This window comes from Duganella sp. GW822-FHT06D06 (assembly GCF_058799615.1).
Genome location: NZ_JBXALQ010000011.1, coordinates 74,674 through 88,984, shown reverse-complemented (window position 1 = coordinate 88,984; position 14,311 = coordinate 74,674). Strand labels below are relative to the sequence as shown.

Genomic DNA, 14,311 nt, shown 5'->3' with positions numbered 1-14,311 from the left:
GCGCCTTTCAAGTACCGGGAATCACGCGTTGCAGTAGGCGGGTGCCGGCGTACGCCGCCAGGCACAGCATCAGCGCGCCGCCGCCGCCGCCGGCCGCCGCGATCACGGTGGCGTCGAGCAGCGAGGTGGCGGCGATCAGCTGCGCCACCGCCTGCGGCACATCGCCGGGCTGGCGCCGCACCAGCAGCCGCAGCGCCGCGACATCGGCCCACCCCAGCGCCAGCATCGGCAGCAGCAGCGGCAACACTGCCGGTCCGAGCGCGGCCGGCGCGTACAACAGCAGCGGCAGCGCCAGCATGGCCAGCGGCCAGTAACGCCCCACCCGATCCAGCGCCTCCTGCTTGGCCGCGTAGCTCAGGCCGGCGATGTGGGCCAGCATGGCGATGGCCGCCACCGCCAGCTCCCAACGCGGCACCACCGCCATGCCCCCGGCCACGGCGGCGGCCGTCACGTACACCAGCGCCCGGCACAGCCCCATCACCAGCGGGCTGCAGGGATTACCCTTGTGCCACAGGTCGTACACCAGGATGGCCGCCGCCAGCAGCATGCCGGGCAGCACCGCCCCGGGGCCGCACAGCATCAGGCCCAGCAGTCCAAGTGCCAGCAGCGTGAAACCGATGGCGAACACCGTCACGACGTTGATGTCGCCGGCCGGGATAGGTCGGCGCGGCCGCTCGCGCGCGTCGATCGCGCGGTCGAAGGCGTCGTTCAGATACATGCCGGCCACGTAGAACGCCGAGATGGCGGCGCCGGCGATCAGCGTGCGCAGCTGGACGGCATCGGCACCGCCACCCAGTATCGTGCCGGCCAGCACATTGGTCCACACGGTGGGCAGGTTGGATACCCGGCCCAGGCGCAGATAGACGCCCAGTGCCGGCGCCTTGCGGATCACGCTGTTCACCACGTCAACTCCTTGATGACAAATTCCAGTTCACGGGCGATGGCCACGGCCTTGCCGGTGCTGCGCAGGCCGGGGGGCAGCACGTCCCAGGTATAGGTCTCGACTTCCAGATGCGGTAGCTGCGCGAGCGACGGCAAGGCGCGCAGCACGGCGCGCAGTTGCTGGCAGGTCGAGCCGAAGCGCTCGTACCCGCCGAGAAAGACCGGCACATGGCAGTGAATCCGCCACTCGCCTTGCGCGGCGCCGCGCTGGAACGCCGCCAGCGCTTGCGGCAGATCGTCATAGCGCTGCAGCGGGCCGGCGTCGCGCGTCACCACTTGGTGCAGGTAGACGCCGTCCTCCAGCCGGTTCACGGCGTCCAGCAGGTCGTCGTTCATGTGTTCGATCCGCAGGGCGTTCGACAGCTGTATCTTCGGCACGGCGATGTCGGCCGCCGCCAGGCGCCGCAGGCCGGCCACCGGGTCCTCGAATTCCACCGCAGCGTGGCAGATGTCGTAGCACACGCCGAGATGGCGGCGCAACAACGCCGCCGCCCCGTCGGGCTCGACGGCGGCAAGCGCCGCCATCATGCTGCAGGCCTCGGGAGCGAACAGGTGATGGGTGAAAAATTCCAGCGTATCGTCCACCGTTTCGAGCATGCAGCCCGGTTCCGGCTCCAACGCCAGTGCGATGCGCCGCCCGCTTTCCCGTTCGATGACGGCCAGCGCCGCCGCCGTGCGCACCAGTTGCGCGGCGATCGCGGCGCGGTCTGTCGCCGACACGCCCTCGCCGCGGAACGCCCCCGGTACGGTCGAGATGCTGCCGTCGACGCCGTCCGGCAGCAACTGCGCCAGGATGCGCGCGATGTTGAGCGTGTAGTCCAGCCGCTCCGGCGCGCGCCAGTCCGGCAAATAGACTTGCTGCTTGACCCGGGTGCCATGGAACGGGCCGTAGGGAAAAGCGTTGATGGTGAAGACGTAGGCGTTCAGTCGCGCCAGCTGGGCCTGGAAGGCGGCGATGGCGCCCGGCGCCGCCAGCGCCTGCGCGGCCACGCCGGACAGGCGCAAGCCGATGCCGAACGCCTGGCCCGGCGCCCGCAGCGCCCCCAGGGCGTCGCGAATCGCCGGTATGTACTCGTCCAGGCTGGCGCTGACCTGGTCCCAGCCTTCGCCGGCATGGATGTTGGTGCAGTAGCTCAGGTGCAGCTCCCGTCCCTGCAGCATCAGGCGCATGCGCCCTCCCCGGACCGTTCCGCCAGCCAGCGTATCGCCGCCTCGACCAGGTTGTCGTCCATGGCGTGCACCTCGACCCCGGTGCCGACCGCCGACAGCAGCGTGATGGTCAACTCGCCGCCCAGGTGTTCGCGGAACTCTCGCAAGCCCGCCAGCACCAGCAGCTCGCCATCCGCGCCGCGCGCGGCCAGTTGCTGGTGCCAGAGACAAAAGCCGAGCCGGGCCAGCAGGCGATACACGCGCAACTCCTCGCCTGCCGGCAGCAGACCGGCCAGCACCGAATAACGCGCGTCCAGCGCCAGGCCGATCGCCACGGCCTCGCCGTGCGACAGCGCATGCGCCGTCATTCTCTCGAGCTTGTGGGCCGACCAGTGACCGTAGTCGAGCGGTCGCGCGGAGCCGCGTTCGAAGGGATCGCCGGCGCACGTGATCTGCCGCAGGTGCAGCGCCGCCGAGCGTTGGATCAAGGCCTGCAACGGCGCGGCGTGAAAGGCCGACAGCGCCGCCGCCTGCCGTTCCAGCCACACAAAGAATGCAGCGTCGCGTATCAGTGCGACTTTTACCGCTTCGGCCATGCCGGCCCGCTTCTCGCGCGGCGGCAACAAATCCAGCAGCGCGCTGTCGTTGAGCACTCCCCATGGCGGACTGAAGGTGCCAAGCAGGTTCTTCTGCCCGCGCCAATTGACGGCGTTCTTCACGCCGACACCGCTGTCGCCCTGGGCCAGCACCGTGCTCGGCATCCGTATGTGCCGCACGCCGCGATGGAAAATCGTGGCGGCATAACCAACGGCGTCGAGCAATGCGCCGCCGCCCAGCGCCAGCACATAGGAATGCCGGTCGATGGCCCGTTCGGACAGCAGGGCCAGCAAGCGCTCCAGCAGTTCGGCATCGTTCTTGCAGGCTTCCCCGCCGGGAATGGCCACCACCTCGCCGACCAGCTCCATCGACGCGCGGTGGGCTTGCGCGTAGTCGCCGATGCAAGCGGCCAGCGCCGGCATCTGGTCCAGCACGCCCTGGTCGACAAAAACGATGACGCGATGGACCCGGTGCGGCTCGCCCAGCGCCAGCATATCGCGAAGATGGGGGTTGTCCGGCGCGAAGGCGTGACGCGTGAACACCACCGGCAAGCTGTAACTGACGGTGAAGCCGTAGTTCTGCCATTCACCATCTCCGTCCAGCCCCTGGACCGGCACAGCACGCAAGCTGGACTGGTTATTCATGAAGTCTCCAATAAAAACTCGCAGGGGCCAGTTGACGCAAAGAAGACTATTAACTCGCTAGTAAATAAATAGCGGCGCAATAATATATCGAATTGAATAGACCGACATCATTCATAATAGTCAGGCGACTATCGATATAATATTTAATTTACCGTCGATCAGCGTCTTTTGACAAAAAAACTATACCGTCGATTTAATCCAGGAAAATCACACATTGTCACAAGGTAATAAAAACAACAAAATGTTTTTCTTGCATATTTTCCTCAATTCCACTGAGAATCATTCGAACCCATGGAATATTCGACCAAGATGAATATGCAGCCATTGCTTATATTAAATATCGTCGGGCTGACACCGCGCCATCTGGGTTCGATGACGCCCCGGCTGAGTGCCTTCGCCGCGCAGGGCTCGCTGCGGCCGCTGACCAGCATCACCCCGGCCGTCACCTGCAGCGTCCAGGCCACGCTGTTGACCGGCACCCTGCCGGGTGAACACGGCATCGTCGGCAACGGCTGGTATTTCCGCGAGCTGGCGGAGATTTTTTTCTGGCGCCAGTCCAACCAGCTGGTGGCCGGTGACAAACTGTGGGACAGCGCGAAGCGCCGCGATCCCGGCTTCAGCTGCGCCAACCTGTTCTGGTGGTACAACATGGCGTCCAGCCATGATTTCGGCGCCACGCCGCGCCCCATCTACAAGGCCGACGGACGCAAACTGCCTGACTGCTATACCAAACCACCATCTTGGCGCACCGAACTGACGGCACGGCTAGGCGCCTTTCCGCTGTTTAAGTTCTGGGGACCGGCGACCAGCATCGCCTCAAGCCGCTGGATCGCCGACGCCGCCAAGCTGTCGATGAGCGAACAGAACGCCACGCTGACGCTGGTCTACCTGCCCCACCTCGACTACGATCTGCAGCGTTACGGCCCGGATGCGGCGCATCCGGCGGTGGCGCGTTCGCTGCAGGAAGTCGATGCCGTGGCCGGCGATCTGATCGCCCATGCGCAGCGCACCGGCCGGCGCGTGCTGGTGCTCTCGGAATACGGCATCACGGCGGTGGACCGGGCCGTGCACCTGAACCGCCACCTGCGCAATGCCGGCTACCTGACGGTCCGGGTGGAGGATGGCGCGGAGCTGCTCGACCCGGTGGCCTCGCGCGCCTTCGCGGTGGCGGATCATCAGATCGCCCATGTCTATGTGGCGAACGCCGACGATATCGAGCCGGTGCGCCGCTTGTTGGCGGCGGTGGATGGCGTGGAGTCGGTGTGGTGCGGCGCGCAACGCGCCCAGGCCGGGCTTGATCATCCGCGCGCCGGCGAACTGGTGGTCATGGCCGACGCGCGCTCCTGGTTCACCTACTACTATTGGCTCGACGATGCCCGCGCACCCGACTTCGCGCGCACCGTCGACATCCACCGCAAACCCGGCTACGACCCGGCGGAACTGTTCGTCGATGCGTCCATCCGCTTCCCCAAGCTGGCACTGCTGCGTCGCCTGCTGCAGCGCAAGCTCGGCTTGCGCACGCTGATGAACGTGATCGGCCTGGACGCGTCGCTGGTGCGCGGCTCGCACGGCCGGCCGATCGAGGATTCTCAGGCCGGGCCGCTGATTATGGCGGACTGGCCGGGCGCCTTCGCTGCCGGTCCGGTGGCCGCCACCGAGGTCAAGGATCTGGCGCTGAGCGTGCTCTTCGCCGACGCCGACGCCGCTGCGCCGCGCACTGCGGCGGCTTCAAGCGTTTCGGCTTGACCAGGCAGTCCATGCCTATGCCCAAGCCGCCTTCCATCGTCGTATCGCAACAGCTTGCATGCCACCCCTGCGCATCGAGCATCGTCTTGCGCGGCTTGAATAATCCACGCGGCATCAAGGTTAAACCGGATGGCAATTTGTTGCTGGTGGAGGCCGGCAGCGGCGACACCCGTGGCGCAGAGCAGGTATTTTCAGGCCGCCTGTTGCAATTCCAGGCAGATGACGCGGGCGGTTTTGGGCGGGCAGAAATCATGGCGGCCGGCTTTCGTTCCATGAATATGCAGGCACGCATGTGTCGCGATGAAATTTTCGGCCTGGCCGATGTGGCCTGCGGCGGTGGCCGCTGGCTGTTAAGCCAGACCGACTACGTATCGGGCTCGCGCATCCTGGATTTGTCGACCTTGCCGCCCACACCCCTGTTCCACAGCCGCGGCAATTTGAACGCCTTGTGTTATCACCCGCAGAGACAAAGCTGGCTGAGCGTCAAGCCCGATACCAATCAAGCGATAGAATTCATCGACGGCGAAGTGGAAGCGGTGGTGGGCGTGTTGCCGGATCTGCCAGACGGTCGGCATGCGGTTCCGGTATCCGTGATCCTGGATCAGAGCTGGCAACCGGGGAACGGCAGTCAGCCGGTATTGATTTCGCTGTTCTCCGGCGAGTTGCAGGGGGATGTTGCGAAGACCGGCATACATTTCGAGAAAGGCGCCAGCAAGGTCGTCAGGCTGGATCTCGATAGCGGCGAAGTCAGCCCCGTGGTGGAGGGCCTGACCCTGGCAACCGGCATGGCTTTTACCGCTCGGGGGCAATTGCTGGTGCTGGAATTGTGCGACGATTTTTTGCAGGCCATGCCCGCTGCGGAAGTGCCGACCGTCCCATGGCACGGCGGTTTCAAGCGCTATTCCGGACGCTTGTTGTGCATCGACCTGGCCCGACGGACCGTAGATTGCCTGGCGGAGCACCTCGATACGCCATCGAATCTATGCGTAGTGGGCAATGTCGTATTGATCAGTGAAGGCATGGGCATACCCGGTCGCCCCATTGCCAATGCAAAGGGGGAAACCGTGGCACTGGAAGGCTATGTTCGCAAAGTAAGCCTGCGCTGAAAATACCGATCAGGCGGCCTGCAGACGTGCCGTCAGTTCGGCCAGCCTGTCCGGAATCGGCGCCTGCGCCACCCATTGCGCCGGGTCCCCTTCCTTTTGCCAGGCAAAACCAACCACCGCCATGACATCGCCTGCCTTGCTGAGCAAGGGAATGGCGATCGCGGCCTGCGCGCCTACGGCCTTGGCGCCGGGACGTACATTGCCGCTTTTATCGTCTTGCAGATTGCAGGTTTGCACCGGCGCCTTGCTCAGTTGCGCGGCACCGGCCATTCCCTTGCCATGGCTGACGTGGGCCACGACGGCCATGACCGGCTCGGGTATGCGCAGGGCGGCGCTCAGGTACAAGTCCTGGCCGCGCTGTATATGGATGGTGCCTGCGGCGGCATCCAGTTTGGCAATACTATCTTCCAGCCATAGCTGGTGTTCGGCATTTTTTTCAAACATGGTGTTCTCCTGTCGCTCAATGTCTAGTCTCGTCCGGCAATCATTGCCGGTTAATAAGGGAAAGGCAGTTGGAAGCTGGGTCCGGCCGTCGTGCCATCATCCAGGCCGGACGGCGTTTCCATCAATTGCTGTGCCGCCAATTGCAGCGAGAACATCAGCCCCACCGCCTGCCCCAGCTTTTCTGGTTCCCCGTTGAAGGCGATGTGCAAGCCATTCAGCAAGGCTTGATAGGTGCCGGCAAATTGCTCCTGCAAGATACGGGCGCGCGAACCATCGGGGTAAACAACGACGTTCGGGTCGTCCATCATGGGCCAGACGCCATCGATGTCGAACGGGATTTTCTCTCCGCTATAGGCATAGCCATGCTCGCTCTTGACCAGGCGATGGCCATTGACGACTTCGGCATACTTGTAATAGTGGGACAGTTCGCCATCGCCATCCCCCGGATGGAGTGCGCCCGCCCCTTCGCCCTGACGCTTGATTTCGTCGATGGCACGGCAGGCGTCGGCCAGCGAAGTAATCGCAAACAGCTTGCCGGTGCCATGCCACTCGGTGACCTGCTGCTCGGCATGGCCGAAACTGATTTCACCGGCACGGCTCAAATCGGTCAACGCCAGTTTGATTTCGTCATAGAACCAGCCTATGGTGTACTTCGATGTATCGACCGGGTCGCCCGGCTTGGCGCGGTAGTGGACCGGTTCGACGGTTTTTTCCGGCTCTTCAATCGACATGAAGGCGCGCAACTGATCGATAGAACATTTGCGCAGGCGCACGTTCAAATCCGCCCGCAATCCGCCGGGCAAGGAACCAGGATAGACCGGCACGAATTTGGCGTGGTTGAAGCTCGGCTTGCCGCCCAGGGATATCATCAAGTTCGCCATCAGGGCCATGTGCAGCATTTCCTCCATGACCACACTACGGATCAGCTTCGCGACCTCAATATTGGCGTTCGGCTTGATGCTGTAGAGCGCAGTCAGGTATGGCGGTATCGTTGCGTGTTCAAGCTCGATCGCCTGTTGCAGGGCCCGGTGCAGATCGATGACGGACTCCAGCTGCATATACAGCGGGGCATCGAGCCACTTCATCAACATCTCGCGCTTTTTGGTCGACAGGTCACGCGTCACCGGCATGTAGTTGGGATCGGAAACCGGCGCCTTGAACACATTTTTGAGCGCAAAGATCTTGTTCGTCAGGCTGGCGTAGTTGGACAGGTCGACGATCTTATGCATGATCGGATACAGATCGGCATATTGCTGGAAGATGGGGCGGACATCGGAAATCCAGTCAGGCTTGTCGGGAATCGTGTAGCCACTGAAGACCAGTACATTCAGGCTGAACGCACCATTGGGCACGCTGCCTATCGGCGGTGGCGTGTTACCCAGCTGATACGTAACACCATACACCTGGCCATCGATATAGCCGCGTGGGTTGCCGGGATCGCTGGAACGCAGGTTCAGTTCAGCCACCCCATCGCTGCCTGTGTTGATGCTGGTGGCAAAACTCAGCGCGCTCTTGGGCAGCCCCACGACTGCCGGTCCCGAGACCAGCCCCTGCTTGACCTGGCCCGCCATCGGCGTGATATCGTAAGTCAGGCTGATTTGCGCGTTGGCCAACGGCTGCCCAAAGCTGCTTGCATAAAATTTGACCGTTTTGCTTTCCGGCGGATTGAACCTGAAGACAAACTCGTCGGATCGTACCCATTGCCCGTTCGCGCTTTCCGCCAGCAAAGGTTGGGTACCGTTTTGTATCAGTCCCAACGGGGTCTGGCTGGCGGCGGCGAGCTGCGCGTCGGTCAGCTTGATCGTAACGATGCCGGCGGTGTTTTCGTACCAGTCCGGTGTTTGATAATGGACGGCGCCCAGCAGCTGCGGCGCACTGCCGTCATTGGGTAACAGCGCGACAGTCAGGCTGCCGGAATTGGCGCGCGGCCCACCGACAGACTGGGTTGGCAAGCTGTTGCCCAGGTCCAGCGTCAGCACATTGCCGACGATCTGGCCGGTCGCATCGTTGGCGGTCTGCCCGGGCACTGCCGACAGGCGGCGACCAGGCACAAAATGACGGGGCTCACCCGGCTGACGCAGACCTATGCTGCCGACCACCCGCCCAAACGTGAAATCGTCGCTGCCCATGTCGTCGTCAAAGCCATCGACATTGAACTTGATGCTGAAATCGTCAGGCGCTGGCGTCCCACCCAGCAACTCGTTCAGAAAGCGCGAACCGCCCTGCCCGATCAGCTTGACCTGATCCAGCACCGACTGATAGTAGGCGCTGAAGAAGGAATCTGGCTGACCTGCGGGATAACAGACCCAGATGTCGGCAAATGGCGCGACCGCAAAATGACTTTGAAAACCCATCCCTGCCGCTTCGCTACCCAAGTTGATGGAGAAACCCCAGATTTCCGACACCATCTGCTGCTCGCTATCAAGATCGACCAGCTTACCCGCTACCCGATGATCGGAACCATTGATCGGCAAGCCTATGACCGGATCAAGATTCGGATCGGAACAGGTGCTGCCATCGCGATATTCAACGCTGGTGACCATGCAATTACGGAACCGCCATGAACCGGTGCCATTCGGATTCCACCAGCCATTGCTGGCGCCGGGGCCTGGCAACTGATAGTTGGAACGGAAACGTGCGGTGTTGAAGTGTTCCGGGTCATTATTGATCGTCGAGACGTCCGCCTGAAACTGGCCGGCAAACACTAAACGAGGTAGGTTAAGGTAACTCATTGCGTCTCCTGTGGTGTTTGGACTGTTGCAGTACATGGATTGCCGACAGCGTCTCAGTGCGCGCGCGGCCCCGTCGATTCACGGCTCGATCGGCTTGATGGCATCGGCATCGACCGGCTTCGACGAATTCGACGGCACCAGCGATTGCAAGAACTTATTGAGCATGGCGGTTGGAAGCTTGCGGGGGAAATGACTCAGGTCCGCGATGTTGCTGCCCGATGGCAGGTTGTGGCACAGGAAGCAACCGGCCTGCTTGGCGTTGGTAACGAAGGGATCGTAATACGTCGATCCCGGCTGCAACCAGGTCTCCATGGTGGTGTTGGCAAGGTGGGGGAAGCCGGCCGGGATGCCCACGCGCAGGCCCTTCACCAGCGTCTGGAAGCCTTGCACGCGGAACTGCTCGGTTGGGCCGGTGGTGTGCAATATCCACAGCGACCCGATCATCTTGTAGTTCTTCCAGACGCCCACCAGCTTGGGCTGGAAGGTCGCGTTCAGGCAAGCCACGTTGCCCTCGTTGTTCGCCGTGTCCTGATTGGGATTGGCCGGCACGGCGCAGTTCTTCGCATTCGCGCCGCCCGGCGGCAGCACCGCAGTGCGACAGATATTGACCTGCTTGTAGACGCCTTTCGATACCAGGGGATCGGTATTGCATTGGGGTGGACCGCCGGCGACAACCGAGCAAGTCCGCTTGTTCATCACGTCCGATCCGGCCGTTTGCGGCGCAAAGAACGACCATGGCGTTTTGCCGATGGGCGACAGCGGGGTGATCGGCGAGTCGCCGTCAGGCGTGCAGTCCGGCGTGTTGGCGACATGCTCGAACGAGGCCCACACCCATTCGCCATGCGTGACGGTTTTCTGCGCGATATGCAGGCCGACCAGGCCGAAGCGTCCGTCGCAATAGAAGGTATCGGCTGGACAGGCGGCCGGCGCGCCAAAGTCGCGCCACGCGGTCTTCACTTCCATCGCGCCTGACATGCCAGGTGACTTGGTGTCCACCGGCGGCATCCAGACCGGCTTGGTGCAGTTGCCGGACTTCGGGTCAGCGGCGCAGGCACGGTCATAGCCCGCCTTGGTATTCATACCCGCTTGGACGATGGCGTCATACATCGCCCGGCTGAAGCGAATGTCGTACAGCACCACGGCGTTCTGCACATCCTTCAGCTGGGCGTTGGTCCCGGCCTGCCCTTTACCCAGCATGCCGGCGCGCAGCGCGGTGTCACCGCCGGGATAGGCGGTCGGCTTGGCCTGGCCCAGCACGTTGTACCACGGCGCCATCTGCATGACCGGAAGCGGCGCGCCCGGCGCCCCGGCCCGCGTCAGGTAGAGGAACTGGTTCCAGGCAAAGGTGTGGAAGTCGCAAAAACTCTGGTCGCCAGGCACATCGGCCAGGTTGACCGGGTTAGCCGCATTGACGGCGGCGCCCGAACTGAAGGTGCCGTTGCAGGCGATTTGCCTGGGCACTGCGGCGGGGTCGGCAGCCCATGCGGGCGCGGCCAGGCAGGCAGCTGCGCCCATCCACAGCAAGCGCAGCCAGGTTCGTGCGGTGATGAAGGTGCGTGCGTTCATATCAATGCCCTTTGTTTTCGGCCGAGCAGATGTGCGGGTATTCGCAGTTGTCGATCAATAGGTATTGGTGTTGGGGATACGCCGCCTCGAGCAGGCTGAGGCCGGTACCGCCAGCCACGGGTCATCGATGGTCGGTTGGATCAGCGGGCTTGAGAGCATCGGGGGGGATTGCGCCTGGTTTGCTATTTTCGATCATGGCTGCACTTCCTTGAAAAGTGAACGGGCTTGATGAGAAACAGTACGGGTAGAGGCTGCTAACTGCTGAATTGGAAGTTGCTTTAATTGAAAGTTCGTGGCCCATTCTACGTTTCGTTTTTTAGGAAAAACTATCCAATAGTCACTTTTTGCAAACATTTTCAAGCAAATCACTTTGTGTCTGGCAGCGTCGAAACTTTCCACCTTTGATGGCCGTTGAGCACGACGCTAAAACAGATTCATGAGGACTTAAAGGAATTGGGGTTAGAGGGGTCTTATGACAGGGTCGTGGCGTTCGCGAGGAGATACCTCCAAAACTGCGGGCTGTCAACAGACATCAGCGGCTTGGGGTGGACTCAGATTTGAAATTTCTCCTGTAAGAAGGAGAAAAACCGCAACGTGCGTGTACGTCGGCGGATGAGGTAATGGTGCCCGAGCCGGAATCGAACTTCCTGTATTTTCAATGACTTGGAAACCGGATGCGTAAATTTTGCGTAAAACCGACGCCCCGCCCTAAACCCTCTTTGCGGTTCCGTATGTCGTCCCCGTGATGAAGAAGCGAACGGGCTGGCCGTCAAGTTCTACCTGATATCTGGTAGCAATTGCCATGACTATTTTCCTCGTAGTGTTCGCGCAGGTTACTGAGCTGGCGCTTTCGCCAAAGCAGCCCCGGTCAGGGTTCGTTCGCTGTCACGTAGCCATCGCTACGATTAGATGCGGTCTCGCATGACGTTTACCTGCATCAGCTAAAGGCCATTTTCTCTATGCACACATGCTCGGCCTTGAAAGTTATTCTTGGCTCAGTTCGGCAGCGAGACAACCTGGTGCCGACCGCTTATCTTGGTGAATTACTCGGGCTGGCAACGGTTACTGGACGCCTGCATGCTACCTACACCAGTGGATTGGCTATGTGCTGCGGTACGACAAGCTTAGGTGATGTTTCGTCCACTGCTTAACTAACGCGAACACAGCCTTTTTTTCGCCGGCGCGCCGGCTACTACAGGTCGAGCTCGATTTCCCAGGTCAGCAACGTGCCCCGGCCAACGGTCGCGATCTTGGCGTCGGGTGTTGAAAAGCCTTTGAAGAATCCCTTGACGCCGCCGTTCTTGCGCATCACCTTCGACCACGGCAGGTGCGAGCAGGCATGAATCAGGTACCCGCCCGGTTTGCAGACCAGCCGTTCATTGTCGATGCTCACCAACGCGGAACTCACGATATGGAGGTCCACTTCCCCCCCGGGGTGCGCCGCAAGATCCCGCCTTGCAGTTCCGTATGCGTGATCGAGGCAGATTTCGAGTCCGAACGTGATCGGTCGCGGCGGCCGGACGCCGGGCTGCGGCACCGATTGCACGGGCTGGACCTGGAATCGCCCCATCTGGGAGCCGGGAATATGGATCGTGGCATGGTCGGCCTGCACGACTTCGTGATAATCGCCGCGTTTGTTATATTTCAGGACGACAGCGCCGTTCAACAGAACGTAGGCGGTATTCCTTGCCATGTAGGTGGCAGCGGCCGCCCTGACCTCGGCCACTTTTTCCGTGGTCGTCGGCGCGTCGTATGCGGTCCCGCCCAGGGATGTGCGCCGCCCGGCCAGCCGGTGGTGCATCGTCAACCGCATATCGGTCGCATATGTTCCCAGCGCCGCGATGGCCTTGTCCTGGCGCGATACGAGTTTCGGCATGCCCGTCTTGGTGCTGGTCTGCTTGGCCCCGACCCTGTCGAACGTCTTCCTCCAGGCGATCGTACCCGGTATCAGCAGCAGCCTGGGATAGGCGGTGCTGAGTGCCGTCAACTGGACCAGGAGGGTGCTTTTCTCGGCTTCGTTGATATGCCGCCTGTCACCGGTGTTGTGATCCCTGCCGCCGATCGGATGCGCGAACATGTATTCCGGCGCCACGAACACGCCCAGCGGCGTGTCGCCGAGCGACCCCCCGGTTTCCCTCGCTTTCCGCATGACCGCTTCGTCCGCCTTGCCGACGGCTTCCGTCAACTCGATCATGCGGCTCGCGAGCGGGATGTCCTGGATGTACTTCGTGTCGACGGACCAAACCGCCGCGATAAGTTTCTTCTTCATGTCCCGGTTCTCTCGGATTCTTCGGTGACGCACGCCTTCAAACTTGGCCAGGTGGGTTGACACATAAGCGTCCAAGTAATCAAGGACTGTTCGCTTATGTGCCCTTCATACATCGATTGATGACTATGGATTGATCGCGGCTGGGTGGATATCTTCCGCGCGATAGGTCGATGGATGAATAGGCTCGGTGATGCCCATCGATGCGGGATGCTGACGCTCGGTCGATGCGGGACGCGGCTCCTCTTTGGGGACGTAGCCGAGCCAAGCGTCCTTCCGGAACGTCACGTCATATATGACGACATCCGCCAGCCAGGGTGCCTGGCACGCTTCCCCCTTAATATAGAACTGAACGCCCTTTTGAATCTCAGGCAGGTATCGATTTCGATACACCCACCGTAACTCAGCGCCGGTGATGGCCCGGTCTTCTGGGTCTTCGGTAACAGCGGCTTGTCCTGAAAAGGCGCTGCCGGGTATAGTTTTGCCGATCACGGCATAGATGTCCAATTCGTCCAACAAGAAATGGACCTGGCGCTGGGTTGAAATAGCCCATCCTACCCCGCCTTTGCACTTGCGCCGCGCGGCCTCGTTACCTTCGCCGCCTACTGCCGTACGATATTTCTTATGCGCTTCCAAGTAAGCTAGAAACGACGCACGGTCCGCAGGACGTGGCACTTTTTCAATAACGAGTTCGTCTTTCAAAACGTACAATTCGTCGATGATGAACGCTTTATTCTTAAACGGCTCGCGGTTTCGAATCTTGAATCGAGGGGTTTTGAGTCCATAAATAACATCGCCCTTGTTAACGGTTGGCGGTGTCGAGCAGTCAAAAGGCATACCTACCTCGCTAGAACGGGAAGAAACAATTATAGATGTCGTTTCAAGGCGAAAACTCTTGAAATGTCACCGCCGCGGAGAGTCTTTGCGAACGTGTTAAATGACCGGATAAAAATTTGTGTTCATAGTCTGAATTGGTGGGCACAAATACTGTGCCAAAATTCGATCATGACTGGGGCACGGATCAGCGTCTAGACGCACCTCGTTATACACAACTCCGGGCCGTCGGGGACGCTGCCGAAAAAACCTTTTACATTCAATGAGTTGCGGCGGCCCTTGTAA

Annotated in this window: 10 protein-coding genes; 2 read left to right on the top strand and 8 right to left on the bottom strand. The window is 61.3% G+C overall.

The window, feature by feature from the left end; genetic code table 11:
- Window positions 1-7: 7 nt before the first annotated feature.
- From AC1RMD_RS20095 to AC1RMD_RS20085, 3 genes are read right to left on the bottom strand one after another with little or no spacing between them, the layout of a single operon-like run.
- A complete protein-coding gene (locus AC1RMD_RS20095; protein ID WP_492928687.1) occupies window positions 8-901 on the bottom strand; it encodes a UbiA family prenyltransferase in 894 nt (297 codons plus the stop codon).
- Window positions 898-2,112, bottom strand: a complete 1,215-nt coding sequence (gene eboE / locus AC1RMD_RS20090) for a metabolite traffic protein EboE (protein WP_492928685.1) — start codon at window positions 2,110-2,112, stop codon at window positions 898-900. Before eboE ends, AC1RMD_RS20095 begins: the two co-directional genes overlap by 4 nt.
- On the bottom strand, window positions 2,103-3,332 hold the full coding sequence (locus AC1RMD_RS20085) for a 3-dehydroquinate synthase (protein ID WP_492928683.1): 1,230 nt from the start codon (window positions 3,330-3,332) through the stop codon (window positions 2,103-2,105). Before AC1RMD_RS20085 ends, eboE begins: the two co-directional genes overlap by 10 nt.
- Window positions 3,333-3,623: 291 nt before the next feature.
- On the opposite strand from AC1RMD_RS20085, the gene AC1RMD_RS20080 reads away from it, so the two are divergent.
- Window positions 3,624-5,078, top strand: coding sequence for an alkaline phosphatase family protein (locus AC1RMD_RS20080; RefSeq protein ID WP_492928681.1), 1,455 nt, complete (start codon window positions 3,624-3,626; stop codon window positions 5,076-5,078).
- 11 nt (window positions 5,079-5,089) lie between these two features.
- Window positions 5,090-6,184, top strand: coding sequence for a hypothetical protein (locus tag AC1RMD_RS20075; RefSeq protein WP_492928680.1), 1,095 nt, complete (start codon window positions 5,090-5,092; stop codon window positions 6,182-6,184).
- A gap of 9 nt (window positions 6,185-6,193) precedes the next feature.
- Here AC1RMD_RS20075 and AC1RMD_RS20070 read toward each other — a convergent pair whose 3' ends face one another.
- From AC1RMD_RS20070 to AC1RMD_RS20050, 5 genes are all read right to left on the bottom strand, one after another.
- A complete protein-coding gene (locus AC1RMD_RS20070) occupies window positions 6,194-6,628 on the bottom strand; it encodes a GAF domain-containing protein (RefSeq protein ID WP_492928677.1) in 435 nt (144 codons plus the stop codon).
- A 50-nt stretch (window positions 6,629-6,678) separates the two neighbouring features.
- Complete coding sequence (locus AC1RMD_RS20065) at window positions 6,679-9,360, bottom strand: ferritin-like domain-containing protein (protein WP_492928676.1); 2,682 nt, start codon at window positions 9,358-9,360, stop codon at window positions 6,679-6,681.
- A 78-nt stretch (window positions 9,361-9,438) separates the two neighbouring features.
- Window positions 9,439-10,926, bottom strand: coding sequence for a hypothetical protein (locus AC1RMD_RS20060; protein ID WP_492928674.1), 1,488 nt, complete (start codon window positions 10,924-10,926; stop codon window positions 9,439-9,441).
- Window positions 10,927-12,118: 1,192 nt separating this feature from the next.
- The gene (locus tag AC1RMD_RS20055) at window positions 12,119-13,195 is read right to left on the bottom strand and encodes a hypothetical protein (protein ID WP_492928672.1); all 1,077 of its coding nucleotides are present in this window, start codon (window positions 13,193-13,195) and stop codon (window positions 12,119-12,121) included.
- Between the two features lie 123 nt (window positions 13,196-13,318).
- The gene (locus AC1RMD_RS20050; protein ID WP_492928670.1) at window positions 13,319-14,029 is read right to left on the bottom strand and encodes a hypothetical protein; all 711 of its coding nucleotides are present in this window, start codon (window positions 14,027-14,029) and stop codon (window positions 13,319-13,321) included.
- Between the last annotated feature and the right edge of the window lie 282 nt (window positions 14,030-14,311).

What these genes read in the sequence shown, in the direction of transcription:
- eboE (WP_492928685.1), bottom strand. Translation starts at nt 2,112, where the DNA reads ATGCGCCTGATGCTGCAGGGACGGGAGCTGCACCTGAGCTACTGCACC.
- AC1RMD_RS20085 (WP_492928683.1), bottom strand. Translation starts at nt 3,332, where the DNA reads ATGAATAACCAGTCCAGCTTGCGTGCTGTGCCGGTCCAGGGGCTGGAC.
- AC1RMD_RS20080 (WP_492928681.1), top strand. Translation starts at nt 3,624, where the DNA reads ATGGAATATTCGACCAAGATGAATATGCAGCCATTGCTTATATTAAAT.
- AC1RMD_RS20075 (WP_492928680.1), top strand. Translation starts at nt 5,090, where the DNA reads ATGCCTATGCCCAAGCCGCCTTCCATCGTCGTATCGCAACAGCTTGCA.
- AC1RMD_RS20070 (WP_492928677.1), bottom strand. Translation starts at nt 6,628, where the DNA reads ATGTTTGAAAAAAATGCCGAACACCAGCTATGGCTGGAAGATAGTATT.
- AC1RMD_RS20065 (WP_492928676.1), bottom strand. Translation starts at nt 9,360, where the DNA reads ATGAGTTACCTTAACCTACCTCGTTTAGTGTTTGCCGGCCAGTTTCAG.
- AC1RMD_RS20060 (WP_492928674.1), bottom strand. Translation starts at nt 10,926, where the DNA reads ATGAACGCACGCACCTTCATCACCGCACGAACCTGGCTGCGCTTGCTG.
- AC1RMD_RS20055 (WP_492928672.1), bottom strand. Translation starts at nt 13,195, where the DNA reads ATGAAGAAGAAACTTATCGCGGCGGTTTGGTCCGTCGACACGAAGTAC.
- AC1RMD_RS20050 (WP_492928670.1), bottom strand. Translation starts at nt 14,029, where the DNA reads ATGCCTTTTGACTGCTCGACACCGCCAACCGTTAACAAGGGCGATGTT.